The organism is Burkholderia sp. FL-7-2-10-S1-D7, assembly GCF_001524185.1.
GTDB lineage: Bacteria > Pseudomonadota > Gammaproteobacteria > Burkholderiales > Burkholderiaceae > Burkholderia > Burkholderia diffusa.
This window is the reverse complement of sequence record NZ_LOWY01000010.1, coordinates 84,788-111,089: the sequence shown is the minus strand read 5'-3', so window position 1 is coordinate 111,089 and position 26,302 is coordinate 84,788. Positions and strand designations below refer to the sequence as shown.

The following is a 26,302-nucleotide window of genomic DNA, read 5'->3' as shown; positions in this document are numbered from 1 at the left end:
GTGCGCGCCGCTCAGCGGCCGTGCGCCGCCGCGGCCACCTCGTTGCGCGGCACGCCGCCGCCCCGGCGTGTCGCGACGATGAAGTCCGCCGCGCGTTCGCCGATCATCACCGACGGCGCATTCGTGTTCCCGCCGATCAGCGTCGGCATCACCGACGCATCCACCACCCGCAGCCCTTCGACACCCCGCACGCGCAATTGCGGATCCACGACCGCGCGCGCATCCGAGCCCATCCGGCAGGTGCCGACCGGGTGATAGATCGTGTCGGCATGCTCGACGATCGTCGCGCGCAGCTCGGCTTCGCTCTGGTCCGCCCGCGTGTACAGCTCACGCCCGCCCTGCGACGCGAGCGGCGCCTGCGACAGGATCCGGCGCATCGCCTGCGCGCCGCGCACGAGCAGGTCGAGATCGCGCGTATCGCTGAAGAAGCGCGGATCGATCAGCGGTGCGTCGCGCGCATCGCCGCTCGCGAGCGCGACCGTGCCGCGGCTGAACGGGCGCAGCGCGCACACGTGCAGCGAATAGCCGAAGCCCCAGTGCATCTTGCGGTTGTGGTCGTCGACGAGCGCCGTGCAGAAATGCAGCTGCAGGTCCGGACGATCGAGCGACGGGTCGCTCTTGATGAAGCCGCCGGCCTCCGCGACGTTGCTCGTCATCATCCCCGTGCGGCTCGAGAAGTAGCGCGCGAGCGCCGGCGTCATCTTCGCGATCCCGCGCAGGCAGACGCCGACCAGCTCCGACGAATTCACGCGCTTGTTGATGATGAAATCGATGTGGTCGATCAGGTTCGTGCCGACGTCCGGCGCGTCCTGCACGACGGCGATCCCGTGCCGGCGCAGCTGTTCCGCCGGACCGATTCCGGAGCACATCAGCAGTTGCGGCGAATTGAACGCGCCGGCCGACAGGATCACTTCCGCGCGTGCCCCGAGCGTCTCGACGCGTCCGTCGCGCGACACCGCGACCCCGACCGCGCGCTTGCCGTCGAAGCCCACGCGCAGCACCGTCGCATCGGTGATCACGTGCAGGTTCGGCCGGTCGCGGCCGTAGATGTATGCGCGCGCGACGCTGCAGCGCGAGCCGTCGCGATGCGTGACCTGATAGAAGCCGACGCCTTCCTGCGTCGCGCCGTTGAAGTCGTTGTTGAGCGGATAGCCGGCCGCGTGCGCCGCCTGGATGAATCGTTCGGAAAACGGATTGCGAAAGCGCAGATCGGACACCGTCAGCGGGCCGTCCGCGCCGTGCCACGCATCGGCACCGCGTTCGTTGCCCTCCGCGCGGCGGAAATACGGCAGCACGTCCTGCCAGCCCCAGCCCGTCGCGCCGAGTTGCGCCCATTCGTCGTAGTCGCCCGGGTGGCCGCGCGTGTAGATCATCGCGTTGATCGCGCTCGAGCCGCCCATTCCGCGCCCGCGCGGCTGATACCCGCGGCGGCCGCCGAGGCCCGGCTGCGGCACCGTCTCGTAACCGTAGTTCGTGCTGAGCTTGAACGGCACGAGCGCCGCGATTCCCACCGGCATGTTGACGAGCAGGTTGCGCTCCGTGTGCGAGCCCGCCTCGATCAACGCGATCGTCGCGTCGGGGCATGCGTCGGCGAGGCGGCTGGCGAGGCTCGAGCCGCCCGACCCTCCGCCTACGATGATGTAGTCGTATTGCATGTCACGTCTCCTTCGTGTCATGAACGGCGCCCGGCGTGGCCGGCTCCCGCTTGTAATGTTCGGGCATTGTAGGAATGGCCGTCGCGCGCGCGGCATGCCGATTCAAGAGCGATTCCTCTAAACGCCCGCGTGAACTAAATTTAAGATGTGTCGATTGATGCGACGCGATGCACCGGCCGCCAGAAGCCGCGCCGTCGCGAAACTGGGGAGATGACGATGCAGCGCGACGCTCTGCAGGCCGCGTGCCGACCGGGTTGTCCGGACGCACCACGCGCGGCCCGCATTTCATTTCAAACGGATGCCCGGACGGTGACGTGCAACACCGTGCGTGCGGCCGGCAGAAATCGAACGACGCGACGTATCACCGACCGTTTGGACGGCTCGTCGCACGCGCGGCACGACCTGCCGGTGCGCGCGTCGCCGCGCGCACCGCGCTGCCCTGCTTCGGTGCGCCGGCAAGTACGCGTCGCGCGTCATCGCACACCGGCCGGACATCGCATCCGGCCGCACGCGCGGACCGCGCAATCCCGTTTTCGGACACGAATACCGTCGCGCGGATGCGACGCTTGCCGCACCCTGTTTTCGACCGCGCATCGCATCCGGCACCCTGCCGTGCGACGCGCGCCAATCTGCCCCGCCCCGCCACGCTCGCCGAGCGGGTACGTGCGGCCTGACTGCTGGCCGACGTGCCACGCCCAACTGGAGGAGACGACATGAAGAACGATTTGCCCGAACTGGCCCCGCAAGCGCAGCCGTCGGTCGATGCCTTGACGTCGCTGCTGCGCGACCAGCGCGCGGCCTACCTGCGCGCGCCATACCCGGAGTGGGACACCCGCGCGCAGCACCTGCGCGCGCTGCGCACGATGCTGATCGATCACGCGGATGCGCTCGCCGATGCGATCAGCGCCGACTTCGGGCATCGCGCGAAGCAGGAAGTGCTGCTGTCGGAAATCTGGATGGCGAAGGAAGAGATCGACGACGCGCTCAAGCACGGCAAGCGCTGGATGAAGCCGATCCGCAAGCCGATGAACAAGTGGCTACGGCCGGCGCGCGCGAAGGTGCTGCCGCAGCCGCTCGGCGTGGTCGGCATCGTCGTGCCGTGGAACTATCCGATCCTGCTCGCGGCCGGGCCGCTGATCTGCGCGCTGGCCGCCGGCAACCGCGCGATCGTCAAGATGTCCGAACTAACGCCGCGCACGTCGGCGCTATTCGAACAGCTGATCGCGAAGACCTTCTCGCGCGACCATGTCGCGGTCGTGAACGGCGATGCGGAAATCGGCGCCGCGTTCAGCGCGCTGCCGTTCGATCACCTGCTGTTCACCGGCTCGACGCACGTCGGCCGCCACGTGATGCGCGCCGCGGCCGACAATCTCACCCCCGTCACGCTCGAGCTCGGCGGCAAATCGCCGGCGATCGTCGGCCCGAATGCGCGCTTCGACGCGGCCGTCGACGCGATCATCGGCGGCAAGACGTTGAACGCGGGCCAGACCTGCATCGCGCCCGACTACGTGCTGCTGCCGCGCGGGATGGAAGCCGCGTTCATCGAGCGCGCACGGGAGCGCTTCGCGAAGCTGTATCCGGACCTGTCGACCAACGGCGACTACACGACGATCGTGTCGCCGCGCCATTACGCGCGGCTGCAACAGCTCGCGACCGACGCGCAGGCCGCCGGCGCGCAACTGCATCCGCTGTCGGATGCGCCGTCCGATCCCGCGTCGCGCCGCTTCGTGCCGTGCGCGGTCACGCACGTGCCGGCCGCGTCGCAGCTGATGCAGGAGGAAATCTTCGGGCCGCTGCTGCCGCTCGTGCCGTACGAGCGGCTCGACGAGGCGATCGCGTACGTGAACGCGCGCCCGCGGCCGCTCGCGCTGTACCTGTTCGATGAGGATGGGGGCACGATCGACCGCGTGATGCGCGAAACGATCTCGGGCGGCGTGACGGTCAACGATGCGTTGCTGCACATCGCGTGCGGCAGTTTGCCGTTCGGCGGCGTCGGCGCGAGCGGGATGGGCGCGTATCACGGCTACGACGGCTTCGTGACGTTCTCGAAGATGAAGCCCGTGCTCACGCAGGCACGCCTGAATACCCGCGGGCTGATCGCACCGCCCTACGGCAAGCGCTTCGCCGCGGTGATCAAGATGATGTTGAAGTTCTGAGCGGCGCGGGCCGCGAGCAACGCGCGTCGGCCCACCCGAAAATGCCGCGCGGCGAGGTTGCCGCGCGCGCCGTCACACGGGCCAGAGCGGCCCCTCCTGCATCGCGCCGATCTGCTCGCGCAGCTCGAGCACGCGTGCTTCCCAGTATCGATGCGTGTTGAACCACGGGAACGCGGCCGGGAACGCCGGATCGTCCCAGCGGCGTGCGAGCCATGCCGCGTAGTGGATCAAGCGCAGCGTGCGCAGCGCTTCGACCAGATGCAGTTCGCGCGGCTCGAATTCGCAGAAGTCCTCATAACCGGCGAGCAGGTCCGCGAGCGCGCGCGACGCGCCTTCGCGATCGCCGGGCAGCAGCAGCCACAGATCCTGGACCGCGGGCGCCATCCGGCTGTCGTCGAAGTCGACGAAATGCGGGCCCGCGTCGGTCCACAGCACGTTGCTCGGATGACAGTCGCCGTGCGTGCGCAGCAGGCGGATCTCGCCCGCTCGCTCGAATGCGGCCTCGACGCCTTCGAGCGCGAGCGTCACCGCCGTCTCGTAGGCGGGCCGTACGTCGTCGGGAATGAAATCGTGCGCGAGCAGGTAGTCGCGCGGCTCGTAGCCGAACGCGCGGATGTCGAGCACGGGACGCGCGACATACGGCTGCGTCGCGCCGACCGCGTGAATCCGGCCGATGAAGCGGCCGAGCCATTCGAGCGTGTCGCTGCGGTCGAGGTCGGGCGCGCGGCCGCCGCGCCGCTCGAAGATCGAGAAGCGGAAGCCGTCGAACGCGTGCAGCGTGCGGCCGTCGACGACGCGCGCGGGCACCGCCGGAATCTCGCGCGCGGCGAGTTCGGCGACGAACGCGTGTTCTTCCAGAATCGCTTCGTCCGACCAGCGCGCGGGCCGGTAGAACTTCGCGACGACGGGCGGGCCGTCCTCGATGCCGACCTGGTAGACGCGGTTTTCGTAGCTGTTGAGGGCGAGCAGGCGCCCGTCGGTGCGCAGCCCGGCCGGCATCAGCACGCTGTCGAGCGCATCGAGCACGCACTCGGGCGTGAGGCCGGCGAACGGCGGGCCGGCGGGAGCTGCGGGGGCGGAAGTGACGTCTTTCATGCCCCGCATTGTGCCGTCAGCCGCGCCGAAACACGAGCGTCCGATGTGGCACGCGCGCTCAGTGGATCGCGGCGCCGGCCGGCAGCACGGATTCGCCGGTGTCGATCAGGTCCTCGAGAAAGAACGGCTCGGTGTTGAGTTCCTTCGACTCGCCTGGCACGCCCGCGTACCAGGTCACCATGGCCATGTCGCCCAGAACACGCTGAACGATGCCGCGCGCGCCCTTCGGCACCGCGATATGGGTAGTGCAGACAATCGACCCGACATGCATGATGGTTCCCCACTCTTGAAACTTGAAACCCGGCTCGCTGGCGAGCCGGCAAATGCACGATCCGCGCCGCCCTCATCGGGGTGTTGCGCGTGATCCCATTGTTCACGGTTTATCGAAGCGCGAAAAGAAGAAGAAGCAGGCGAAGTGCCGCGAATTCGTCGAATGTCTCCAATCAACCACTGCGCCGCGCGTGCGCTTGCACGGGCGGATGCCCCCATCATACCCTGTCGAATGTGACCGTCCGCCGAAACCGGCCACACGCGCGGCGCCGGCCTTCCGCCGACGACGGTTGCGCGAGGCGGCCGCCTTGCGTTACCTTTGACGCTCATTCGCGTTCAAGCGCTAATCGACCCGATGCAACCGATCACGTCCGCTCTCGCAACATCCCGGCCGCAGTTCGACTCGCGGCCGCAGGCGTGCGCGCATCCATCGGTCCTCCCTCCTCCTGTCGCACCGCCGCTCGTCGGCGCCGCGCCGCCCCCGCCGGCGGCACACGTCGGCTGACCAGCCGGTTTCCGTTTTCCATTCGCCCGTTTGCGGCCGTTCGTGCGTCATCGCGCACGGCGCGTTGCCACGCGCGCGACTTGGAACGTTTCGATCCGTTCGACAGGTGGATTCACATGGTTTCGTTCAAACGCGCGCTCGCCGCGCATGGCGTGACGTCGCTCTTCGTCTTGCTGTGGAGCAGCGGCGCAATCTTCGCTGAACTCGGTCTGCGTCACGCATCCGCGTTCGTCTTTCTCGCCGCACGATTCGCGCTCGCATCACTCGTGCTGCTCGTGCCGGCCATCATGCGCGGACGCTGGCTGCCGCCGCGCGGCGAGCGGCGCATGGCCGCGCTGACCGGCCTGCTGATGATGGGCGGCTATTCGATCTTCTACCTGCTCGCGCTCGAGCGCGGGATCGCGCCGGGCGTGCTTGCGACGATCCTCGGCGTGCAGCCGATCCTCACGCTCGCGATCGTCGAGCGGCGCTGGCAACCGATGCGCGTCGCGGGGCTCGGGCTGTCGCTGGCCGGTCTCGCGCTCGTCGTGTGCCGCGGCGTGGGCGGTGCGGGCCTGCCGATCATGGGCATCGCCTGCGCGCTCACGGCGCTCGTCGCGCTGACCGCCGGCTCGCTGCTGCAAAAACACGTGCGCGCGGCGCCTGCCGACGTGCTGCCGCTGCAGAACGCGATCGGCCTCGCGCTGTGCGTGGCGATCCTGCCATTCCGGCCGGTCTCGCTCGAGGTCGGCTGGGCATTCATCGTCCCGCTGCTGTGGCTCGGCATCGTGATCTCGGTGATCGCGCAGTTGCTGTTCTACCGGTTGATGCAACGTGGCGATCTCGTCAACGTGACGAGCCTGTTCTATCTCGTGCCCGTCCTCACCACGCTGATGGACGCGGTCTGGCTCGGCAACCGGCCCGAACCGCTCGCGCTCGCCGGCATGGGCGCGATCGTGGCGGGACTCGCGCTCGTGTTCCGCACCCCGGCCGTTCGCGCGCGCCCCGATTGCGCGTAGGCGAACGGGCCGCCGCGCCCGCGGGTGCGGCGGCCCGTATCGAACATGTACGACGTTTCAGCGCGAATCGAAAGGAGCGGGAAAGAATGGTGCAAGGCATTCGTCCGACTCGCCTGAAAAATGCAGATTCTCCGGGGTTTTCCGCATACTTTTAATGGTTCGGATAGCGAAAAACGCAGCGAGGTTGCCTATACTCGAACTGACCGCCCCGTTCGCAATCGGGTCGGCCCCACACGAGAAATGCCCGGCATGGGGCTGGAAGACGCGCGTGCGCCTGTTCCGGCCGGCTATGGAGACACGCATGACCACCTATTTCACGATCGGCGACTTCATCCTGTTGATTCCGATGGCGCTGGCCGGCGCGCTATTTCTCGGCGCGGTGCCGTGCGCCACCGAATTCCGCCACAACCTGCTGCGCGTGCTCGGCGTCATCCTCGGCGTCGGCGTTGCGGTATTGCTCGTCGAAGGCCTGCCTGCGCTGCTCTAGCGACGCGTTGGCGCGCGTCGGCCGGTCACGCCGCTGCATCGCAGCGACGTAGCCGCTTGTGTGCGTGCGCAGCGATACGGCATGCAATGGTTCGCATCCCGTATCGACTGCCCTTGATGCCGATCAGATTGCCTGATCGGTGGACGGTTTTTCCCACAGATTGATGCCACCCTCGGTCGCGTAGCGATCGATCTCCGCGAGTTCGTCGGCTGAGAATTCGAGATTCTTCAGCGCGCCGACGTTTTCACGCACTTGCTCCGCACGGCTCGCGCCGATCAGTGCGGACGTCACGCGGCCATTGCGCAACACCCAGGCGAGCGCCATCTGCGCGAGGCTCTGCCCGCGCCGCTCGGCGATGCCGTTGAGCTTGCGCACGTGCTCGAGGTTGTCCGCGCTCAGGTGATCCTGCTTCAGCGAGCCGCCGCCCGGCTTGTTCACGCGCGCATCGGCCGGCACGCCGTTCAGGTATTTCGACGTCAGCAGCCCCTGCGCCAGCGGCGTGAACGCGATGCTGCCCGTGCCGATGTCGTCGAGCGTGTCGAGCAGCTCCTGCTCGACCCAGCGGTTCAGCAGGTTGTACGACGGCTGGTGGATCAGCAGCGGCACCTTGTATTGCGCGAGCAGTTCGGCCATCTCGCGCGTCTTCGCGGCCGAGTACGACGAAATGCCGATGTAGAGCGCCTTGCCCTGCTGCACGGCCGATGCGAGCGCGCCGGCGGTTTCCTCGAGCGGCGTATGTGCGTCGAAGCGGTGCGAGTAGAAGATGTCGACGTAGTCGAGCCCCATCCGCTGCAGGCTCTGGTCGAGGCTCGCGAGCACGTACTTGCGCGACCCGCCGCCGCTGCCGTAAGGCCCCGGCCACATGTCCCAGCCGGCCTTCGTCGAAATCAGCAGCTCGTCGCGGTACGGCCGGAAATCTTCCTTCAGCAGCCGGCCGAAGTTGGTTTCGGCGCTGCCGTACGGCGGCCCATAGTTGTTCGCGAGGTCGAAATGATTGATGCCGAGGTCGAACGCGGTGCGCAGGATGTCGCGCTGCGTCGCGATCGGCGTCGAGTCGCCGAAGTTGTGCCACAGGCCGAGCGACAGCGCGGGCAGTTTGAGCCCGGATTTGCCGCAGGTGCGGTATTGCATGTCGGCATAACGTTCGGAAGCTGCTTCGTAGGCCATGAGTCGGTTCCGTGAAGACGTCTGGGGTGGGACGCGCGCCGCGCGCGAACATTGCGCGCCGGCGGCGAGGGAAACGTACGACGGTTATGGTATCGAACGTGGGCGAAGCGCGCACGGCAATGGACGCAGCCGCGTGCGTCGCCTACACTGCGGCGTCTCGAATCACCGTTACAGCGAGGTTGGTATGTCCCGGGTCATCTCGGTTGCGCTGCTCGTCGGCGGCGTCGTGCTGCTGTATTTCGGCGGCCAGTCGTTCCATTCGATCAACGACAACGTGTCGCGCTTCTTCACCGGCTCGCCCGCCACGAAGACGATCCTGCTGATCGCCGGCGGCGCCGTCGCATCGCTGATCGGCCTGATCGGCCTCGCGATGCCGACCAACAAGCGCTGATCGCGCAGCCGCGCGATGGCGGCTCCGCAATGCGGAGCGGGCTGCACGAAACGCAACGGGCGGCCCAGGCCGCCCGTTTGTTCATCCGCCCGCGCGGCCGCAGTGCCCCATCGGACAACCGGCGCGGCTGCATCGCCGCCCGAACCGCCGCTAGAACTGCACTTCCGGCTTCGCCGCCGAACGCGTGCCCGGCATCGGCCGGTTGCTCACGCCGTGGTACGTATAGACGAGCGAGAACTTCACCTGGTCGGAGCGGTTCTGCCCCGCCGAATGCAGCGTGTTGCAGTGGAAGAACACGACGTCGCCCGTCTGGAGCGACGGGCAGGTTGCCGCGTCGATCATCTTGCGGTTTTCCGGCAGGTCGCTGCGGAAGAACTTCGCGTCGTCGAACGCTTCCGGCCCGAATTCGGCCGTGTGCGAACCCGGCACCAGCCAGAGCGCACCGTTTTCATTCGTTTCCGGCCCGAGCGCAAGCCACACCGACACCATGTCCGCGCGTTCGAACGACCAGTAGCGAAAGTCGCGATGCCAGCCCGTCAGGCTGCCGTATGCGGGGTGCTTCGTCATCATGCAGTTGTGATGCGCGCGTGACAGCACCGGCTGCTCGCCGAAGTACTCGCGCATCCACTCGCCGATTTCGGGTGCGATCGCGCGCGCGGCGAACGCCGGATCGCGCGTGTAGGCATCCAGCAGCCGCCGCACCGTATGCCCGCCCGGCGCATGCTTCGATTCGGGCGCGCCCGGGTAGCGCAAATCCGCCTCGAACTCGATCGGCTCCGCCGCTTCCTGCAACTGGCGCGCCGCGATCTGCTTGAGCGCCGCGCACTGCGCCTCGTCGACAAGGCCGCGCGCGACGACGAAGCCGCGTTCGCGCAATTCCGCGACTTGGGCGCGGATCGATTCCAACTGCAATGGAGACGACATGGGATGCCAGACGTTTATTGTGTGAATGTGACGATTGTAAATCGGCGCCGGATGCCGCGAACAGCGCCATTGTCGTACGCAGGGGCATGCCAATCGTCGTTTTGATCTGGCGCAAGGGAACTGTGCGGCGCGGCGCGAGCCTCAGCGACAGGCGGTATGCAGCGACACGCTTGCAGCACAAGGGTTTATCGCGACTTTTGCACGTCACGAATCCCTTGTAGCCTGTCGCGGCCTGTCAATTCTGGCGGGCGCGGCGCGCAACGACTTTCGGTAAGATCCGTTGCGCCATCCGAGGCCGTTCATACCAGTGCGCTTTTCAAGAGCGCCATCCATACAAGCGAAGCATCGTTCACATGCCACTCCGTCTGACTTCCCGTCTCAACCGCACTGCGAAGCGCGTCACGCCGTCCGCTCCCGCCCGCCCGCTGCGCCATCACCGCGCACGCACACGGGCGCTCGCCGAGCATACGCACGCGCACAGCCGGCTGGACGGCATCCGCGCCTGGTTCCACGCGTTCTTCTCGATGATGAGCGCGCAGGCGTTCGCACGCCGCGCCGGCCTGCGCTCGCTGCTGCAGAAGCCGTCGTCGCTGCGCGCGCTCGCACTGCGCCGCACGCTGGGCCCGCAGCGCCGCATCAACCGCCCGCGCCGCCTCGCGGCCAGCAACGGCTGGTTCGGCTTCAGCGCGCGCTGAAGCCGCGCCGGCGGGCAGCGCTCGCCACGATCGCAGCGAGGCCGTCTTCCCGCCGGCGATCGACGCGCATAAAAAAACCCCGGCATGCCGGGGTTTTTTGTTTCGGGCGGACGACGCTTACGCGACGCGTGCCGTCGGCTCCACGCCGGCCGCTTCGGCCAGTGCGAGCGCCTTGTCGGTCGCTTCCCACGAGAATTCCGGCTCTTCGCGGCCGAAGTGGCCGTAAGCTGCCGTCTTCTCGTAGATCGGGCGCAGCAGGTCGAGCATCTTGATGATGCCCTTCGGACGCAGGTCGAAATGCTCGCGCACGAGCTTCGTGATCACCGCATCCGACACGCGGCCCGTGCCGAACGTGTTGACCATCACCGAGGTCGGCTCGGCCACGCCGATCGCGTACGACACCTGGATCAGCGCGCGCGAGGCGAGGCCTGCCGCCACGATGTTCTTCGCGACGTAACGGCCGGCATACGCTGCCGAACGGTCGACCTTCGACGGATCCTTGCCCGAGAACGCGCCGCCGCCGTGCGGTGCGGCACCGCCGTAGGTATCGACGATGATCTTGCGGCCCGTCAGGCCGCAGTCGCCCTGCGGACCGCCGATCACGAACCGGCCGGTCGGGTTCACCAGGAACTTGATGTCGCCCTTGATCAGGTCGGCCGGCAGCGTCGGCTTGATGATTTCCTCGATCACGGCTTCGCGCAGTGCCGGCAGTTCGATGTCCGGTGCATGCTGCGTCGACAGCACGACGGTGTCGATCGAATCGGGCTTGCCGTCGACGTAGCGGATCGTCACCTGCGACTTCGCGTCCGGGCGCAGCCACGGCAGGCGGCCGTCGCGGCGCAGGCTCGCCTGGCGCTCGACGAGACGGTGCGACAGGTGGATCGGCAGCGGCATCAGTTCCGGCGTTTCGTCGCATGCGTAACCGAACATCAGACCCTGGTCGCCCGCGCCTTGATCGAGGTTGTCGTCATGCGCGCGGTCGACGCCTTGCGCGATGTCCGGCGACTGCTTGTCGTACGCGACGAGCACCGCGCAACCCTTGTAGTCGATGCCGTACTCGGTGTTGTCGTAGCCGATGCGCTTGATGGTGTCGCGCGCGATCTGGATGTAATCGATGTTGGCCGTCGTGGTGATTTCACCGGCCAGAACGACGAGACCCGTGTTGCACAGCGTTTCGGCTGCAACGCGGGAATATTTGTCCTGCTCGAGGATGGCGTCGAGAATCGCGTCCGAGATTTGGTCCGCGACTTTGTCCGGATGGCCTTCGGAGACGGATTCGGACGTAAAGAGATAATCGTTTGCCACTTTTTCAGGCTCCTGTGTGGTTACGGTTGGTTTCACGTAGCCAGCTTCGTTGGGCCTGAAGCGGCGACGCTTTAGCGGATTACCAGGACCGGGCAGCGCGCTTCGCGCCAGCCGGCTTCGCCCCGCAAGTTGTCAGTTAACTCGGCGAAGCCCGTATTATAGCGGCTTTCGTGAATTGTCACAGAGCGCCACTCGTGCTGCATCGTCCGCTGTCCTACCCCCCTGTTCGCAACGTGCCGGCCAGCCGGCCCCACGGAGATTCCGCATGCTAGGCCGCCTCGGCACGCACCTCGCCATCGGCTTGCTGAAGCTGCTCGCCCTGCTGCCGTACGGCTTGACCGCACGGTTCGGCGACGGCCTCGGCTGGCTGCTGTATCAGATTCCCAGCCGGCGAAAGCGCATCGTACATACCAATCTGAAACTCTGCTTCCCCGACTGGAGCGACGAACGGCGCGAGGAAGTGGCGGGCCAGCACTTCCGCCACGCGATCCGCAGCTACGTCGAGCGCAGCGTCCAGTGGTTCGGCTCCGAGCGCAAGCTCGCGAAGCTGATCCAGGTCGACAGCGCAGTCGACCTCACCGATCCGGATCTGCCCCCGACGCTGTTCCTGGGCCTGCATTTCGTCGGCATCGAAGCCGGCTCGATCTGGCTGAACCGTTCGCTGCACCGCCGCTGCGGGTCGCTGTACCAGCCGTTCTCGAATGCCGTGCTCGAGGAAGAGGCGAAGAAGGCGCGCGGGCGTTTCGACGCCGAGATGGTCGGCCGCGCGGACAGCGCCCGCGTCGTGCTGCGCTGGCTGCGCGACCGCAAGCCGGTGATGCTCGGCGCCGACATGGACTACGGTTTGCGCAATTCGACGTTCGTGCCCTTCTTCGGCGTGCCGGCCTGCACGCTGACGGCCGTCGGCCGGCTCGCCAAGACGGGCCGCGCGCAGGTCGTGCCGTTCATCGGCGAGGTGCTGCCGAACTACAAGGGGTACCGGCTGAAGGTGTTCAAGCCGTGGGACAACTACCCGACCGGCGACGACGATCTCGACGCGCGGCGCATGAACGAATTCCTCGAGGAACAGATTCCGCTGATGCCGGAGCAGTATTACTGGGTGCACAAGCGCTTCAAGACGCGCCCGCCCGGCGAGCCGAGCCTCTACTGAGTCGAACCCGCAGGCGCGCGGTCAGATGCGCGCCTGCACCCGTGCCGCCTTCGGCGCGCCGTTCGCGCGCCCCTGCCAGAGATCGTGGGCCGATTGCTGCGCGAGCCACCGATCCGCCCTCCCGCCGCTTTCCCCGCCCGGCCACCCGAATGACGCCCCGCCCGCGCAGGACGCCCCTGTCGGCTGCATGTATCATTTGCGGTTGAGATCAGCACGACGAACGACGCCGCACGCCATGGCGGCACGCCGCGTCCGCCGTGCCGACCGCCCTGTTCGCCATGGAATTCCGGACCCAGTGAAACTCTCGTTCACCAAGATGCACGGCGCGGGCAACGACTTCGTCGTGCTCGACAGCTATTCGCGCGCGTTGCCGCCGCTCACCGAGGCGCAGGTGCGCGCGCTCGCCAACCGACACTTCGGCATCGGCGCCGACCAGTTGCTGCTCGTCGAGAAACCGACCGTCGACGGCGCGGATTTCAAGTACCGGATCTTCAATTGCGACGGCGGCGAGGTCGAACACTGCGGCAACGGCGCGCGCTGCTTCGTGAAGTTCGTCAGCGACCGCGGCCTGACCGACAAGCGCAGCGTGCGCGTGCAGGTGATGAAGGGCCTGATCACACTGACGATGCAGGACGACGGCGAAGTCGTCGTCGACATGGGCGCACCCGTGTTCGCGCCGGCGCAGGTGCCGTTCGACGCCTCGGGGCTCGACGGCCGGACGGAAGGCAACGACACGCTGTGGCCGCTCGACGTCGGCGGTGCGACGCGCTGGATCTCGACGGTGTCGATGGGCAACCCGCACGCGGTGCAGGTCGTCGAAGACGTCGAAGCGTATCCGGTGCTCGAGGAAGGCCCATTGATCGAGCTTCACGCCCGCTTCCCGCAGCGCGTGAATGCCGGCTTCATGCAGATCGTGTCGCGCAACGAGGTGAAGCTGCGCGTGTACGAGCGCGGCGCGGGCGAGACGCTCGCGTGCGGCACCGGCGCGTGCGCGGCGGTGGCGGCCGGCATCCGGCGCGGCCTGCTCGATTCGCCCGTGACCGTGCACACGCACGGCGGCACGCTGACGATCAGCTGGGACGGCGCGCGCGACGAAACCGCCGCGCTGATGATGGCCGGGCCCGCCGCGACCGTGTTCGAAGGCGAGATCGACCTGAACGTCTGACCCTGCAACGTCCTGATAACTGAACGCTCCAGCCACATGAACGATCGCGAAGTCGCTGACTACCTGCTCGCCAATCCCGAATTCTTCGCGCAACACGCGGAACTGCTCGCGACGATCCGTCTCGCGAATCCGCACGGCAAGGCCGCGATCTCGCTGCAGGAGCGGCAGATGGAGATGCTGCGCGACAAGAACAAGCATCTCGAGCGCCGGCTCGCCGAGCTCGTGCGCTACGGCCACGAGAACGACAGCCTGTCCGCGAAGTTCAGCCGCTGGACCGCGCGCGTGATCGCGGAACGCGATCCGTACGCACTGCCGCGCACGATCGCCGAAGGCATCGCCGAGGTGTTCGACGTGCCGCAAACCGCGCTGCGCGTGTGGGACGTCGCCGACACCTATTCGCAGGCCGACTTCGCGCGCCAGGTCGGCGAGGAAGTGCGCCTGTTCACGAACGGGCTGTCGACGCCGTACTGCGGCGCGAACACCGGATTCGAAGCGGCCCAGTGGCTCGCACCCGCGCTCGCGGCGCCGGCCGCGAATGCGGCGGAAGGCGCTGAAGCCGCGCCGGCCGGCGACGGCGCGGCCGCGTCGGTCGCGCTGCTCGCGCTGCGCGCGCCGCTCGGCGGCACCGACGCCCCCGCGTTCGGCCTGCTGGTGCTCGGCTCGCCCGATCCGCGCCGCTTCCACGACGGGATGGCGACCGACTTCCTCGCGCAGATCGCGACGCTCGCGAGCGCCGCGCTCACGCGCCTGCTGCCGCACTGATGCCGCGCCCATGACCGACGATCCGATCGCCGCCTACCTGTCGAACCTGAAGCACGTCAGGCAGTTGTCGGAACACACGCTGCGTGCGTATTCGCACGAACTCGACGAACTGAAGAAGCTCGCCGCCGGCCGCCCGCTCGATGCGCTCACGGCTGCCGACATGCGCGGCGCGGTCGCGCGCGCGCATGCGGGCGGGCTGTCCGCGCGCTCGATCTCGCACCGGCTGTCCGCGTGGCGCGCGTTCTACCGCTGGCTCGCGCAGCGCATCGAGATGCCCGCGAACCCCGTCGCCGCGGTGCGTGCGCCGAAACGCCCGAAAACCCTGCCGAAGGCGCTTTCGGTCGACGACGCATCGGCACTGATGGACGCGCCGCTCGCCGGTACGACCGAAGGCATCCGCGATCACGCGATCCTCGAACTCTTCTATTCGTCCGGGCTGCGCCTCGCCGAACTGGTCGGGCTCGACGTCATGTACACGCAGGCGGACGGCTATCGCTCGGCCGGCTGGCTCGATCTCGCCGAAGCCGAAGTCACCGTGCGCGGCAAGGGCAACAAGGAACGCAAGGTGCCGGTCGGCCGCAAGGCGATCGAGGCGCTGAACGCGTGGCTCGCGGTGCGCGGCGAATTCGTGAAGCACGATCCGCATCCGCTGTTCGTGTCCGTGCGCGGCAACCGGATGGCTCCCGGCGTCGTGCGCGACCGCGTGAAGCGCGCGGCGCTGGCCGCGGGCATTCCCGCCAACGTCCACCCGCACGTGCTGCGCCATTCGTTCGCAACGCACGTGCTGCAGTCGAGCGGCGACCTGCGCGCGGTGCAGGAACTGCTGGGCCACGCGAGCGTCTCGGCCACGCAAGTCTATACGTCGCTCGACTTCCAGCATCTCGCGAAAATTTACGACAGCGCGCATCCGCGCGCGAAGAAGCGCGACTGACGCGCATCCTGCCATACCCGCCGCGCATGGCGGCCGGCAACCGCCGGCGCCGTGCGCGGCCCCTTTCGATCCAATCATGCAAACCGTCACACTCAAGCCGTCCAAGGAAAAATCGCTGCTGCGCCGCCATCCGTGGATCTACGCCAATGCGATCGACCGCGTCGACGGCAAGCCCGCGCCCGGCGCGACCGTGATCGTGCGCGCGCACGACGGTCGCTTCCTCGCGCGCGGCGCGTACAGCCCGCAGTCGCAAATCCGCGTGCGCGTGTGGAGCTTCGACGAGAACGAGCCGATCGATCACGCCTTCTTCAAGCGCCGCGTGCAGCGCGCGGTCGCGCACCGCACGACGATGGTGTCGGGCACGGGCGCCGTGCGGCTCGTGTTCGGCGAAGCCGACGGGCTGCCGGGGCTGATCGTCGACTACTACGTCGCGGACACGGCCGAGCCGGGCGCCGCACCGCGCGGCCAGCTCGTGTGCCAGTTCATGGCCGCGGGCGTCGAGGCGTGGAAGGTCGCGATCGTCGCGGCACTCAGCGGCGCGACCGGCTGCCCGAACGTGTACGAACGCTCGGACGTGTCGATCCGCGACAAGGAAGGGCTCGAACAGACGACCGGCGTGCTCGCCGGTGACGCGCCGCCCGCGACGCTGATCGCGAACGAAAACGGCGTGCGTTATCACGTCGACGTGCCGAACGGCCACAAGACCGGCTTCTACGTTGACCAGCGCGACAACCGCGCACTCGTCGCGCAATACGCGGCCGGCCGCGACGTGCTCAACTGCTTCTGCTACACGGGTGGCTTCTCGCTCGCGGCGCTCAAGGGCGGCGCGAACCGTGTCGTGTCGATCGACTCGTCGGGCGACGCGCTCGCGCTCGCGCAGCAGAACGTCGTCGCGAACGGCTTCGATGCCGAGCGCGCGACCTGGCTCGACGCGGACGCGTTCAAGACGCTGCGCCGTCTCGTCGACGAAGGCGAGCGCTTCGACCTGATCGTGCTCGATCCGCCGAAGTTCGCGCCGACCCGCGACAGCGTCGATCGCGCGGCGCGTGCGTACAAGGACATCAACCTGAGCGGCTTCAAGCTGTTGCGTCCGGGCGGCCTGCTGTTCACGTATTCGTGCTCGGGCGCGATCGACATGGACCTGTTCCAGAAGATCGTCGCGGGCGCGGCCGCCGACGCGAAGGTCGACGCGCGGATCCTGAAGCGGCTCGGCGCGGGCGTCGATCACCCGCTGCTCGCCGCGTTCCCGGAAGGCGAATATCTGAAGGGCCTGCTGTTGCAAATCGTCTGATCGCCCCGATCTACGCGCACACCCGCGTCCGCCGGCCCGCCCCGCTGGCGGCCACGCGCTCGAGCCTGTCGTCCGGACGACGGGCGAGGGCTTGACAGGTATGTTTCAATGGATGGTTGTGCGCCCCGGCTCGCGAGTCGACGGCGCGACGCACACATCCTGGTTTTGACCCCGATTCACGAACCACAGGCGACCGACATGGCCACTCCCGTCACCATCCTCACCGGCTTCCTCGGCAGCGGCAAGACGACGCTGCTCAAGCGCATCCTGAACGAACAGCACGGCATGAAGATCGCCGTGATCGAGAACGAGTTCGGCGAAGAAAACATCGACAACGAGATCCTCGTTCAGGAAACGAACGAGCAGATCATCCAGATGAGCAACGGCTGCATCTGCTGCACGATCCGCGGCGACCTCGCGCGCGCGCTCGGCGATCTGGCCGCGAAGAAGCGCGAAGGCAAGCTCGACTTCGACCGGATCGTGATCGAAACGACCGGCCTTGCGAACCCGGGCCCCGTCGCGCAAACCTTCTTCATCGACAGCGAAATCGCCGACGATTTCCTGCTCGACGCGGTCATCACGCTGGTCGACGCGAAGCACGCGAACGCGCAGCTCGACGAACATGAAGTGGTGCAGCGCCAGGTCGGCTTCGCCGATCGCCTGTTCATCACGAAGTCGGACCTGGTCGACGACCAGACAGTGGCCGGCCTCAAGCATCGCCTGATGCACATGAACCCGAAGGCCGCGATCAAGGTCGTGAACTTCGGCGAAGCAGACATCAAGGAAATCTTCGACCTGCGCGGCTTCAACCTGAACGCGAAGCTCGAGATCGACCCGGACTTCCTCGCCGAGGACGATCACGCGCACCACCATCACGATCACGACCATGATCACGATCACGCCAATTGCGACCACGATCACGGTCAATGCGCGCACGATCACGACCACGGCCACCATCACCACGCGCACCACGACGATAAGATCAAGTCGTTCGTGTACCGCAACGACCGCCCGTTTGACCCGAACAAGCTGGAAGACTTCCTTGGCGGCATCCTGCAGATCTACGGCGAACGGATGCTGCGCTACAAGGGCGTGCTGTACATGAAGGGCGTCGACCGCAAGGTCGTGTTCCAGGGCGTGCACCAGATGATGGGCAGCGACCTCGCCGCGAAGTGGCTGCCGGTCGAGAAGAAGACCAACAAGATGGTGTTCATCGGCGTCGACCTGCCGCAGGACCTGATCACCGACGGCCTCGACGCCTGCCTCGCCTGAGCCTTCGGGCCAGGCCTCGCGCGCGTTCCATGCGGCCGCCTTCCGGGGCGGCCGCGGCGCTTGCGCGGTGCCTTTTCCGGGCAGGGTTTCGCCGTCATCGCTTTTTCGCGATTTGCGCGTTATATTTTCTAGATATTGGCGCAGCCGACGGGGATCGACCCGATACGGCGCCCGCTTGCGATTCAGTTACAATACGTGCCCGCTGGAGTACGGCAATAACAGGCCCGGTTCTTGCTGAACCATTGACCGGGCATCGCAACCGCGCCCGGATCGCCCATCCGCCACCCGGCCGCGGCCGATGCGATCTGCCGCGCAGCACACCGGTTCGCCGCGCGCGCAAATTCGCGCCAGGGCTATCCTGGTATTTGAGAACCGGTTTTCCAGAGGCTTTCGGCCCCGCGGCGGCACATCGCAAATGATTGCAAACGCAGTTGCGGGTAATCCCAAAGTGCAGGCAATATCTCCTGATTTGCCGCACATTGAAGAAGCAAGCAGATGACGAAGAAACTCTTGACCGAAGCCGAAATCCTGAAGATGAGCGACAAGGATTACATGAATGAGGATCAGCTCGCCTTCTTCAAAAATCGGCTCGAACAGTTGCAGGCGGACATCCTCAAGAACGCAGGCCAGACGACCGAGAACCTGCGCGAGACGGTGATCGTGCCCGATCCCGCCGATCGCGCGACGATCGAGGAAGAGCACGCGCTCGAACTGCGCACGCGCGATCGCGAACGCAAGCTCCTCAAGAAGGTTCAACAGTCGCTCGCCCGCATCGATTCCGGCGATTACGGCTGGTGCGAGGAAACCGGCGAGCCGATCGGCATCCCGCGCCTGCTCGCGCGTCCGACGGCCACGCTGTCGCTCGAGGCGCAAGAGCGCCGCGAGCTGCGCCAGAAGCTTTTCGGCGACTGATCGAGCGGCGTTCCGCTCCGACACGCTGCTTCCCGAAAGCGCGCGGCCTGCCGCGCGCTTTTTGTTTTTCCGGCACCGGTTCCCGGCCCGCCGGCCGATTTGCCTCCCCCTCTTGATATCCCGGCGCCCGCCCTAAAATGAAACGGACGCGCGCCGGGCCGCTCCCCGGCGCACTGCGATTCAAGCGGCGGCGCCCCGCGCCGCCCGACTCTTCCCCGTTTTTCTCAAGGAACGCAGATGGAGCAATTTCACGGCACGACCATCGTTTCGGTCCGGCGCGGCGACAAGGTCGCGCTTGGCGGCGACGGCCAGGTAACCCTCGGCAACATCGTCATGAAGGGTGGCGCGCGGAAAGTGCGGCGGATCTACAACAACCAGGTACTGGTCGGATTCGCGGGCGGCACCGCCGATGCGTTCTCGCTGCTCGATCGCTTCGAGGCGAAGCTCGAGAAGCACCAGGGCAACCTGACCCGCGCGGCCGTCGAGCTCGCGAAGGACTGGCGCACCGACCGGATGCTGCGCCGCCTCGAGGCGATGCTGATCGCGGCCGATGCCACCACCACGCTCGTGATCACCGGCAACGGTGACGTGCTCGACCCGGAAGGCGGCATCTGTGCGATCGGTTCGGGCGGCGCCTATGCGCAAGCTGCGGCCCGCGCGCTCGCGGAGAACACCGAGTTGTCCCCGCGCGAGATCGTCGAGAAATCGCTCGAGATCGCCGGCGACATGTGCATCTACACGAACCACAACCGCATCATCGAAACGATCGAGTAAGGACCGCACCATGAGCACCATGACCCCTGCCGAGATCGTCTCGGAACTCGACAAGCACATCATCGGCCAGAACAAGGCGAAGAAGGCCGTCGCGGTCGCGCTGCGCAACCGCTGGCGCCGCCAGCAGGTCGCCGATCCGCTGCGCACGGAAATCACGCCGAAGAACATCCTGATGATCGGGCCGACGGGTGTCGGCAAGACCGAAATCGCGCGCCGCCTTGCGAAGCTCGCCGACGCGCCGTTCATCAAGATCGAGGCGACCAAGTTCACCGAAGTCGGCTATGTCGGCCGCGACGTCGACAGCATCGTGCGCGACCTGATCGAGATCTCGGTCAAGCAGACGCGCGAATCCGAGATGCGCAAGGTGCGCAGCAAGGCAACCGACCAGGCGGAAGACCGCATCCTCGACATCCTGCTGCCGCAACCGCGCGCGGTGGGCTTCGGCGGCAACGCGGATCACGCGAACGACGACAACAACGCGACGCGCCAGACCTTCCGCAAGCGCCTGCGCGAAGGCCAGCTCGACGACAAGGAAGTCGAACTCGACCTCGAGCAGCCGACGGCCGGCATGGAAATCATGGCGCCGCCGGGGATGGAGGAGATGACCGAGCAGATCCGCTCGATGTTCTCGAACCTCGGCAGCGGCAAGAAGCAGCGCCGCAAGGTGAAGATCAAGGAAGCGCTGAAGCTGCTGACCGACGAGGAAGCGGCGAAGATGCTCAACGACGAGGAAGTGAAGACGAAGGCCGTGCAGAACGTCGAGCAGAACGGCATCGTGTTCCTCGACGAGATCGACAAGATCACGTCGCGCAACAACGAAGGCAGCGGCGGCGAAGTGTCGCGCCAGGGCGTGCAGCGCGACCTGCTGCCGCTCGTCGAAGGCACGACGATCAACACGAAGTACGGGATGGTGAAGACCGATCACATCCTGTTCATCGCGAGCGGCGCGTTCCACCTGGCGAAGCCGAGCGACCTGATTCCCGAACTGCAGGGGCGCTTTCCGATTCGTGTCGAACTCGATTCGCTGTCGGTGGAAGACTTCGAGGCGATCCTCGACGCGACCGACGCGAGCCTCGTCAAGCAGTACCAGGCGCTGCTCGCCACCGAAGACGTGCAGCTCGAGTTCGCCGAAGACGGCATCCGCCGCCTCGCCGAGATCGCGTACGCGGTCAACGAAAAGACCGAGAACATCGGTGCGCGCCGGCTGTATACGGTGATCGAGAAGCTGCTCGAGGAAGTGTCGTTCTCGGCCGGCAATCACGCCGGCGAGCGCGTGACGATCGACGCGAAGTACGTCGATCGCGCGCTCGGCGAAGTGTCGCAGGACGAAGACCTGTCGCGCTACGTGCTGTAACGCACGCGGCATCGAATGCGAAACGGGCGGCCCGGCGGGCCGCCCGTTTTCGTTGGCGCGCGGCCGATACCGCCGCGCCCCTTACTGCCGCACCGGCTTCTTCGCGAGCTTGCGTTGCAGCGTGCGGCGGTGCATGTTCAGCGCGCGCGCGGTCGCCGAGATGTTGTTGTTGTTCTCCGCCAGCACGCGCTGGATGTGCTCCCATTCGAGCCGGTCGACTGACAGCACGACCGGATTCTCGAGGGCCTCCTCTGCCTGCACTTCGCTCGCGTTGGTCTGCAGCGCGGCCAGGATCGACTCGATGTTCGCGGGCTTCGCCAGATAGTTGTCGGCGCCTTCCTTCACCGCCTGCACGGCGGTCGCGATGCTCGCGTAGCCGGTCAGCACGAGAATCCGTGCGTCGGGCTGCAGGTCGCACAACGGCGCGATCAGGCTCAGGCCCGAATCGTCGCCGAGATGCAGGTCGACGGTGATGAACTGGAACTTGCCGCCTGCCGCCAGCCGCAGCGCCGCCTCCTTGTCGTGCGCCTGCTGGACCGCATAGCCGCGGCGCTCGAGGCCGCGCGCGAGCGTGCCCGCGAACACCTCGTTGTCGTCGATCACCAGGAAATTGTTCTCGCTCATGTGGTTTCTCCGTCTACGTGTTGGTTGAGGCGGCCGGCACCGCGATACGCGCCACCGGCAGGCGCAGCACTGCGCGCGTGCCGCGGCCGGGGGTACCGGCCGGTCGGCCGTCCGGCGTGGCCGCCGCTCGTTCGGTCGCGCGCTGGCCCGACGCACCTCCCGCGTGTCCGTTCGCGCCGCCACCGCTGCGCCCGTTGCCGCCCCCCGCGCGCGGCGTGACGTCGGACAGCTCGATCTCGCCGCCGAGCCGCACGGCCGCGCTGAACGCGAGGTACAGGCCGACCCCGTGGCCGCCCTGCGTGCTGTCGACCGGCATCGAGCCGAGCGATTCGCGCAGCGCGGCCGGAATGCCGGGGCCGTCGTCGCAGACCTCGAATTCGATCTGGTCCGCAGCCCGCTCGTGGTGCGCAAGCTTCGCGGCCAGCGTCACGCGGTGCGGGCTCGCCCGCGCGGCGTTGTCGAGCAGGATCGTCAGGATCTGGCCGGCCGCGACCGTGTCGTCGAGCGCGACGCCCGACGGGCGCGCGCCGAGCAGTTCGAACTGCACGTGCGGATGCCTCAGGCGCCAGTGCTCGACGAACGTGTCGAGCCAGTCGTCCACCGGCTGGCGGCTCGCCGGCGCGCTCGCCCGGCTGCGCAGGCGCGCGAGCGCCGACGTGCAGAGCGTCATCTGTTCTTCCAGCACCTTCAGGTCGGCCTCGTAGCGCGCGAGCCCCGGATCGGCGCGTGCCGCGTCGCGCAGCTCCTCCGCAAGCATCGCGATCGTCGACAACGGCGTACCCATCTCGTGCGCGACGGTGGCGGCCTGCACGCCCAGCGCGACCGCCCGCTCGTCGCGCAGCAGGTGCGCCTGCGCTTCGCCGAGCGCCGCATCGCGCTGGCGCAACGCGTTCGACATGCGCGCGACGAACCATGCGATCAGCCCGACGCTGACCATGAAGTTCACCCACATCCCCGTGCGGTAGTAGTCGAACAGATTCGCCGGGTTGTCCATGTTGAGCGGCACCGAATCGAATCCGAGCGCCGCGTAGCACGCGACCGCGAACGCCGCGAGCCAGATCATCAGGTGCCACGGCAGCACGGCCGCCGCGATCGCGAGCGACGGCAGGTACAGCGACACGAACGGGTTGGTCGTGCCGCCCGACAGGAACAGCAGCGCCGACAGCGCGCCGAGGTCGACCCACAGCTGGCCGAGCAGTTCGAAATTGGTCTCGGGCCGCGCGCGCAGCACGCGCACCCAGGTCAGTGCGTTGAAAACGATTTCGAGCGCGATGACCATCAGCATCGCCGGCAACGGCAGATGCACGCCGAAATAGGTCTGCACGACGCCGATCGTCACGAGCTGGCCGATGATCGCGAGATTGCGCAGCCAGAACAGGTGACTGAGGTTGACGCGCCCGGTGGTGGTAATTCGTTGCATCCGGGCAGTTTACCCGTTTAGCGCCCGGCACCTCTATCGGGGGCCAGTTCAGCGCGGACGAACGGCGCACCGGACGAGCCGGCGTCGAGTCGGGTTGCACGGGCCTGCGCCGTCAGCCGGCCTCGCGTGCCATGCGCCGGGCGATCTCGGCGGCGAGGCACTCCGGGCAGAGGCAGCGCGTACCGGCCGCCGGCGGCGCGCCGCCGGACAGGGTCGGCATCGACGCGCACCAGCAGTCGAATGGCTGGGTGCGAGCGCCGCAGTCGAAGCCGCGCCCGCAGTGTGGGCAACGCGCGCGGCGCGGCGTCGAACGGGCGTCGGCGGCGGTATCGGTCATGGCGGAAACGCGGAAGCGGGCAGGAACGTCACCCTACGCGACAAGCATAGCGCGGCGGACGGATTTTGCACGGCGGCCGCTCGGCCGATGCATGCCGCCGACGCAGGCCGTCGCGCTGTCCACCCTGGCGCCGCCGGCGCTCTGCGCGGGGTCCGGCACCATGGCCGGCGGGCCGCCACGCGTGGCGACCGGCCCGCGCGATCGGCCGTCCGGCCAGCCCAAAAACCCGATGCTGCGCTGCGCCACTCCTGTACAATTCGCCCTGTTTCAACCGTTCCCAGCCAGAGCCGCCGCCATGTCCGAGCCCATCGACCTCTCGCAGATCGCCCCCACGCTGAAGGCAGAAATCCTCGCGGAGGCACTGCCCTACATCCGCCGCTACCACGGCAAGACCGTGGTGATCAAATACGGCGGCAACGCGATGACGGAAGAGCGGCTCAAGCAAGGCTTCGCGCGCGACGTGATCCTGCTGAAACTGGTCGGCATCAATCCGGTGATCGTCCACGGCGGCGGCCCGCAGATCGATCACGCGCTGAAGAAGATCGGCAAGGCCGGCACCTTCATCCAGGGCATGCGCGTGACCGACGAAGAGACGATGGAAGTCGTCGAATGGGTGCTCGGCGGCGAAGTCCAGCAGGACATCGTGATGCTGATCAACCACTTCGGCGGCCATGCGGTGGGCCTGACGGGCAAGGACGGCGGCCTGATCCACGCTCGCAAGCTGCTGATGCCGGACCGCGACAATCCGGGCCAGTACATCGACATCGGCCAGGTCGGCGAAGTCGAGGCGATCAACCCGGCGGTCGTGAAGGCGCTGCAGGACGACGCGTTCATCCCGGTGATCTCGCCGATCGGCTTCGGCGAGGACGGCCTCTCGTACAACATCAACGCGGACCTCGTCGCGGGCAAGCTCGCGACGGTGCTGAACGCCGAGAAGCTGCTGATGATGACCAACATCCCCGGCGTGATGGACAAGGACGGCAACCTGCTGACCGATCTGTCCGCGCGCGAGATCGACGCGCTGTTCGAGGACGGCACGATCTCGGGCGGCATGCTGCCGAAGATCTCGTCGGCGCTGGACGCTGCAAAGAGCGGCGTGAAGTCGGTGCACATCGTCGACGGCCGCATCGAGCACTCCGTGCTGCTGGAAATCCTGACCGAGCAGCCGTTCGGCACGATGATCCGCTCGCATTGAGCGCGCGCCGCAAAGCCTCCAGCCCCGACGTGCCGGCGTCGCTGCGACGCCGGCGCATCTCCCGCAGCCGGCCGCGCGCCGGCGCGCCCGTCTGGCTGTTCGATCTCGACAACACGCTCCATCACGCATCGCACGCGATCTTTCCGGAGATCAACCGCGCGATGACGCAGTACATCGTCGACACGCTCCACGTCGGGCGCGCCGAAGCCGACCGGCTGCGCACCGGCTACACGCAGCGCTACGGCGCCGCGCTCCTCGGCCTCGCGCGCCATCACCCGATCGATCCGCACGACTTCCTGCGCGTCGTCCACACGTTTTCCGACCTGCCCGCGATGCTGCGCGCCGAGCGCGGCCTCGCGCGCATCGTCGCCGCGCTGCCGGGCCGCAAGTTCGTGCTGACCAACGCGCCCGAGAACTACGCGCGCGCGGTGCTGCGCGAGTTGCGCATCGAGCGCCTGTTCGAGCGCGTGATCGCGATCGAGCACATGCGCGACCGTCGCACATGGCGCGCGAAGCCCGACCACACGATGCTGCGCCGGATTTTGCGCGCCGCGCATGCGCGGCTCGAAGACGCGATCCTCGTCGAAGATACCCGCAGCCACCTGAAGCGCTACAAGCGCCTCGGCATCGGCACGGTGTGGATCACCGGGCACCTGCCGGGCCATCTGCCGAACATCGGCCGCCCCCAATATGTCGACCAGCGCATTCGTTCGTTAAAATCGCTGCGACTGGGCACACGATCGGGGCGACAGAAATGCAGCCGACTTACCCGCAGGACCACGCCGTAAAGGAAGACCAGGCCACACCGTCCCGCCCGCGCCCGAAGCCGGGCGAGCGCCGCGTGATGATCCTGCAGACGCTCGCCGCGATGCTCGAGGCGCCGAAGCCCGAAAAAATCACGACGGCCGCGCTCGCGGCCCGCCTCGACGTGTCGGAAGCCGCGCTGTACCGGCATTTCACCAGCAAGGCGAAGATGTACGAAGGCCTGATCGAGTTCATCGAGCAGGCACTGTTCGGGCTCGTCAACCAGATCGTCGCGAAGGAGCCGAACGGCGTGCAGCAGGCGCGCACGATCGCGCTGACGATGCTCAATTTCGCGGCGAAGAATCCGGGCATGACGCGCGTGCTGACGGGCGAGGCGCTGGTCGGCGAGGACGAGCGGCTCACCGAGCGCGTGAACCAGCTGCTCGACCGGATCGAGGCGACCGTCAAGCAGTGCCTGCGGGTCGCGCGTACCGAGGCGCAGGCGCCCGATGGCGCCGCGCCGTTCGTGCTGCCGGCCGATTACGATCCCGCCGTGCGCGCGAGCCTGCTCGTCAGCTACGTGATCGGCAAGTGGCACCGGTTCGCGAAAGGCGGCTTCCAGCGGCCGCCCGGCGAGCAGGCCGATGCGCATTTGCGGCTGATCCTGCAGTAGCCGGGCGCAGCCGGCCCACGAAATCCGCGCTCCGCGGAATTCCGCTATAC

The 26,302-nt window shown here is 67.4% G+C and carries 26 protein-coding genes and 1 pseudogene; 17 read left to right on the top strand and 10 right to left on the bottom strand.

The window, feature by feature from the left end:
* Positions 1-11: 11 nt before the first annotated feature.
* On the bottom strand, positions 12-1,655 hold the full coding sequence (locus WS75_RS02470; protein ID WP_059679001.1) for a GMC family oxidoreductase: 1,644 nt from the start codon (positions 1,653-1,655) through the stop codon (positions 12-14).
* Between the two features lie 713 nt (positions 1,656-2,368).
* Here WS75_RS02470 and WS75_RS02460 point away from each other — a divergent pair.
* Entirely contained in the window at positions 2,369-3,811 is a 1,443-nt protein-coding gene (locus tag WS75_RS02460) for a coniferyl aldehyde dehydrogenase (protein ID WP_059678999.1), read from the top strand.
* A 72-nt stretch (positions 3,812-3,883) separates the two neighbouring features.
* On the opposite strand, the gene WS75_RS02455 is transcribed toward WS75_RS02460, so the two are convergent.
* Both WS75_RS02455 and WS75_RS02450 read right to left on the bottom strand, forming a co-directional pair.
* The gene (locus WS75_RS02455; protein ID WP_373558494.1) at positions 3,884-4,906 is read right to left on the bottom strand and encodes a serine/threonine protein kinase; all 1,023 of its coding nucleotides are present in this window, start codon (positions 4,904-4,906) and stop codon (positions 3,884-3,886) included.
* Positions 4,907-4,964: 58 nt separating this feature from the next.
* Positions 4,965-5,177: a hypothetical protein gene (locus WS75_RS02450; protein WP_011886311.1), complete on the bottom strand. Its 213-nt coding sequence runs from the start codon at positions 5,175-5,177 to the stop codon at positions 4,965-4,967.
* A gap of 620 nt (positions 5,178-5,797) precedes the next feature.
* Here WS75_RS02450 and WS75_RS02445 point away from each other — a divergent pair.
* Both WS75_RS02445 and WS75_RS02440 read left to right on the top strand, forming a co-directional pair.
* On the top strand, positions 5,798-6,679 hold the full coding sequence (locus WS75_RS02445) for a DMT family transporter (RefSeq protein WP_059678997.1): 882 nt from the start codon (positions 5,798-5,800) through the stop codon (positions 6,677-6,679).
* A 301-nt stretch (positions 6,680-6,980) separates the two neighbouring features.
* Positions 6,981-7,166, top strand: a complete 186-nt coding sequence (locus tag WS75_RS02440; RefSeq protein WP_014895742.1) for a hypothetical protein — start codon at positions 6,981-6,983, stop codon at positions 7,164-7,166.
* 123 nt (positions 7,167-7,289) lie between these two features.
* Here WS75_RS02440 and mgrA read toward each other — a convergent pair whose 3' ends face one another.
* The gene (gene mgrA, locus WS75_RS02435; RefSeq protein WP_059678996.1) at positions 7,290-8,333 is read right to left on the bottom strand and encodes an L-glyceraldehyde 3-phosphate reductase; all 1,044 of its coding nucleotides are present in this window, start codon (positions 8,331-8,333) and stop codon (positions 7,290-7,292) included.
* 184 nt (positions 8,334-8,517) lie between these two features.
* On the opposite strand from mgrA, the gene WS75_RS02430 reads away from it, so the two are divergent.
* Positions 8,518-8,724, top strand: coding sequence for a DUF3185 family protein (locus tag WS75_RS02430; RefSeq protein ID WP_059468606.1), 207 nt, complete (start codon positions 8,518-8,520; stop codon positions 8,722-8,724).
* 150 nt (positions 8,725-8,874) lie between these two features.
* On the opposite strand, the gene WS75_RS02425 is transcribed toward WS75_RS02430, so the two are convergent.
* On the bottom strand, positions 8,875-9,648 hold the full coding sequence (locus WS75_RS02425) for a phytanoyl-CoA dioxygenase family protein (RefSeq protein ID WP_059678995.1): 774 nt from the start codon (positions 9,646-9,648) through the stop codon (positions 8,875-8,877).
* Positions 9,649-10,001: 353 nt separating this feature from the next.
* Here WS75_RS02425 and WS75_RS02420 point away from each other — a divergent pair, with 353 nt between their 5' ends.
* A complete protein-coding gene (locus WS75_RS02420) occupies positions 10,002-10,343 on the top strand; it encodes a hypothetical protein (RefSeq protein ID WP_059678994.1) in 342 nt (113 codons plus the stop codon).
* Between the two features lie 117 nt (positions 10,344-10,460).
* On the opposite strand, the gene metK is transcribed toward WS75_RS02420, so the two are convergent.
* Positions 10,461-11,648, bottom strand: a complete 1,188-nt coding sequence (metK, locus tag WS75_RS02415) for a methionine adenosyltransferase (RefSeq protein ID WP_059678993.1) — start codon at positions 11,646-11,648, stop codon at positions 10,461-10,463.
* A gap of 265 nt (positions 11,649-11,913) precedes the next feature.
* Here metK and lpxL point away from each other — a divergent pair, with 265 nt between their 5' ends.
* Positions 11,914-12,798 (top strand): lauroyl acyltransferase LpxL, encoded by an 885-nt coding sequence (lpxL, locus tag WS75_RS02410; RefSeq protein ID WP_059607453.1) that lies wholly within the window; start codon positions 11,914-11,916, stop codon positions 12,796-12,798.
* Between the two features lie 21 nt (positions 12,799-12,819).
* Here the strand turns inward: lpxL and WS75_RS34385 are convergent.
* Positions 12,820-12,942 (bottom strand): annotated as a pseudogene (locus WS75_RS34385) (HigA family addiction module antitoxin); the annotation flags it as partial.
* 151 nt (positions 12,943-13,093) lie between these two features.
* On the opposite strand from WS75_RS34385, the gene dapF reads away from it, so the two are divergent.
* From dapF to hslU, 8 genes are all read left to right on the top strand, one after another.
* Positions 13,094-13,963: a diaminopimelate epimerase gene (dapF, locus tag WS75_RS02405; protein WP_059678992.1), complete on the top strand. Its 870-nt coding sequence runs from the start codon at positions 13,094-13,096 to the stop codon at positions 13,961-13,963.
* Between the two features lie 36 nt (positions 13,964-13,999).
* Positions 14,000-14,725 (top strand): DUF484 family protein, encoded by a 726-nt coding sequence (locus tag WS75_RS02400; RefSeq protein WP_059678991.1) that lies wholly within the window; start codon positions 14,000-14,002, stop codon positions 14,723-14,725.
* Between the two features lie 10 nt (positions 14,726-14,735).
* On the top strand, positions 14,736-15,656 hold the full coding sequence (gene xerC, locus WS75_RS02395) for a tyrosine recombinase XerC (protein WP_059678990.1): 921 nt from the start codon (positions 14,736-14,738) through the stop codon (positions 15,654-15,656).
* Positions 15,657-15,732: 76 nt separating this feature from the next.
* Entirely contained in the window at positions 15,733-16,947 is a 1,215-nt protein-coding gene (locus WS75_RS02390) for a class I SAM-dependent rRNA methyltransferase (protein ID WP_059678989.1), read from the top strand.
* A 198-nt stretch (positions 16,948-17,145) separates the two neighbouring features.
* Positions 17,146-18,219, top strand: a complete 1,074-nt coding sequence (locus WS75_RS02385) for a CobW family GTP-binding protein (protein ID WP_059678988.1) — start codon at positions 17,146-17,148, stop codon at positions 18,217-18,219.
* Between the two features lie 495 nt (positions 18,220-18,714).
* Positions 18,715-19,131 carry an RNA polymerase-binding protein DksA gene (gene dksA / locus WS75_RS02380; RefSeq protein ID WP_006477498.1) on the top strand — a complete coding sequence of 139 codons (417 nt, stop codon included), beginning with the start codon at positions 18,715-18,717 and terminating at the stop codon, positions 19,129-19,131.
* Between the two features lie 237 nt (positions 19,132-19,368).
* A complete protein-coding gene (gene hslV, locus WS75_RS02375) occupies positions 19,369-19,905 on the top strand; it encodes an ATP-dependent protease subunit HslV (protein WP_011658198.1) in 537 nt (178 codons plus the stop codon).
* 10 nt (positions 19,906-19,915) lie between these two features.
* The gene (gene hslU / locus WS75_RS02370; protein WP_059678987.1) at positions 19,916-21,259 is read left to right on the top strand and encodes an ATP-dependent protease ATPase subunit HslU; all 1,344 of its coding nucleotides are present in this window, start codon (positions 19,916-19,918) and stop codon (positions 21,257-21,259) included.
* An 81-nt stretch (positions 21,260-21,340) separates the two neighbouring features.
* On the opposite strand, the gene WS75_RS02365 is transcribed toward hslU, so the two are convergent.
* The 3 genes from WS75_RS02365 to WS75_RS02355 all read right to left on the bottom strand — a co-directional run bounded on the left by WS75_RS02365 (position 21,341) and on the right by WS75_RS02355 (position 23,640).
* On the bottom strand, positions 21,341-21,883 hold the full coding sequence (locus WS75_RS02365; protein ID WP_059678986.1) for a response regulator transcription factor: 543 nt from the start codon (positions 21,881-21,883) through the stop codon (positions 21,341-21,343).
* 13 nt (positions 21,884-21,896) lie between these two features.
* On the bottom strand, positions 21,897-23,303 hold the full coding sequence (locus WS75_RS02360; RefSeq protein ID WP_059678985.1) for an ATP-binding protein: 1,407 nt from the start codon (positions 23,301-23,303) through the stop codon (positions 21,897-21,899).
* Positions 23,304-23,415: 112 nt separating this feature from the next.
* Positions 23,416-23,640, bottom strand: coding sequence for a cysteine-rich CWC family protein (locus WS75_RS02355; RefSeq protein WP_059678984.1), 225 nt, complete (start codon positions 23,638-23,640; stop codon positions 23,416-23,418).
* 295 nt (positions 23,641-23,935) lie between these two features.
* Here WS75_RS02355 and argB point away from each other — a divergent pair, with 295 nt between their 5' ends.
* From argB to slmA, 3 genes are read left to right on the top strand one after another with little or no spacing between them, the layout of a single operon-like run.
* Complete coding sequence (gene argB / locus WS75_RS02350; protein ID WP_006490510.1) at positions 23,936-24,835, top strand: acetylglutamate kinase; 900 nt, start codon at positions 23,936-23,938, stop codon at positions 24,833-24,835.
* Complete coding sequence (locus tag WS75_RS02345) at positions 24,832-25,623, top strand: pyrimidine 5'-nucleotidase (protein ID WP_059678983.1); 792 nt, start codon at positions 24,832-24,834, stop codon at positions 25,621-25,623. The genes argB and WS75_RS02345 overlap by 4 nt, the downstream gene beginning before the upstream one ends.
* The gene (slmA, locus tag WS75_RS02340) at positions 25,590-26,252 is read left to right on the top strand and encodes a nucleoid occlusion factor SlmA (protein WP_059678982.1); all 663 of its coding nucleotides are present in this window, start codon (positions 25,590-25,592) and stop codon (positions 26,250-26,252) included. The genes WS75_RS02345 and slmA overlap by 34 nt, the downstream gene beginning before the upstream one ends.
* Positions 26,253-26,302: the final 50 nt, after the last annotated feature.

Bases quoted from the DNA above. Each gene is read 5' to 3' on its own strand.
- WS75_RS02360 (WP_059678985.1), bottom strand. From the start codon at position 23,303: ATGCAACGAATTACCACCACCGGGCGCGTCAACCTCAGTCACCTGTTC.
- WS75_RS02430 (WP_059468606.1), top strand. From the start codon at position 8,518: ATGTCCCGGGTCATCTCGGTTGCGCTGCTCGTCGGCGGCGTCGTGCTG.
- WS75_RS02425 (WP_059678995.1), bottom strand. From the start codon at position 9,648: ATGTCGTCTCCATTGCAGTTGGAATCGATCCGCGCCCAAGTCGCGGAA.
- WS75_RS02455 (WP_373558494.1), bottom strand. From the start codon at position 4,906: ATGAAAGACGTCACTTCCGCCCCCGCAGCTCCCGCCGGCCCGCCGTTC.
- WS75_RS02450 (WP_011886311.1), bottom strand. From the start codon at position 5,177: ATGCATGTCGGGTCGATTGTCTGCACTACCCATATCGCGGTGCCGAAG.
- WS75_RS02390 (WP_059678989.1), top strand. From the start codon at position 15,733: ATGCAAACCGTCACACTCAAGCCGTCCAAGGAAAAATCGCTGCTGCGC.
- WS75_RS02355 (WP_059678984.1), bottom strand. From the start codon at position 23,640: ATGACCGATACCGCCGCCGACGCCCGTTCGACGCCGCGCCGCGCGCGT.
- WS75_RS02440 (WP_014895742.1), top strand. From the start codon at position 6,981: ATGACCACCTATTTCACGATCGGCGACTTCATCCTGTTGATTCCGATG.
- WS75_RS02445 (WP_059678997.1), top strand. From the start codon at position 5,798: ATGGTTTCGTTCAAACGCGCGCTCGCCGCGCATGGCGTGACGTCGCTC.
- hslV (WP_011658198.1), top strand. From the start codon at position 19,369: ATGGAGCAATTTCACGGCACGACCATCGTTTCGGTCCGGCGCGGCGAC.
- argB (WP_006490510.1), top strand. From the start codon at position 23,936: ATGTCCGAGCCCATCGACCTCTCGCAGATCGCCCCCACGCTGAAGGCA.
- WS75_RS02365 (WP_059678986.1), bottom strand. From the start codon at position 21,883: ATGAGCGAGAACAATTTCCTGGTGATCGACGACAACGAGGTGTTCGCG.
- WS75_RS02470 (WP_059679001.1), bottom strand. From the start codon at position 1,655: ATGCAATACGACTACATCATCGTAGGCGGAGGGTCGGGCGGCTCGAGC.
- WS75_RS02385 (WP_059678988.1), top strand. From the start codon at position 17,146: ATGGCCACTCCCGTCACCATCCTCACCGGCTTCCTCGGCAGCGGCAAG.
- WS75_RS02420 (WP_059678994.1), top strand. From the start codon at position 10,002: ATGCCACTCCGTCTGACTTCCCGTCTCAACCGCACTGCGAAGCGCGTC.
- lpxL (WP_059607453.1), top strand. From the start codon at position 11,914: ATGCTAGGCCGCCTCGGCACGCACCTCGCCATCGGCTTGCTGAAGCTG.
- WS75_RS02460 (WP_059678999.1), top strand. From the start codon at position 2,369: ATGAAGAACGATTTGCCCGAACTGGCCCCGCAAGCGCAGCCGTCGGTC.
- hslU (WP_059678987.1), top strand. From the start codon at position 19,916: ATGAGCACCATGACCCCTGCCGAGATCGTCTCGGAACTCGACAAGCAC.
- dksA (WP_006477498.1), top strand. From the start codon at position 18,715: ATGACGAAGAAACTCTTGACCGAAGCCGAAATCCTGAAGATGAGCGAC.
- WS75_RS02400 (WP_059678991.1), top strand. From the start codon at position 14,000: ATGAACGATCGCGAAGTCGCTGACTACCTGCTCGCCAATCCCGAATTC.
- xerC (WP_059678990.1), top strand. From the start codon at position 14,736: ATGACCGACGATCCGATCGCCGCCTACCTGTCGAACCTGAAGCACGTC.
- slmA (WP_059678982.1), top strand. From the start codon at position 25,590: ATGCAGCCGACTTACCCGCAGGACCACGCCGTAAAGGAAGACCAGGCC.
- mgrA (WP_059678996.1), bottom strand. From the start codon at position 8,333: ATGGCCTACGAAGCAGCTTCCGAACGTTATGCCGACATGCAATACCGC.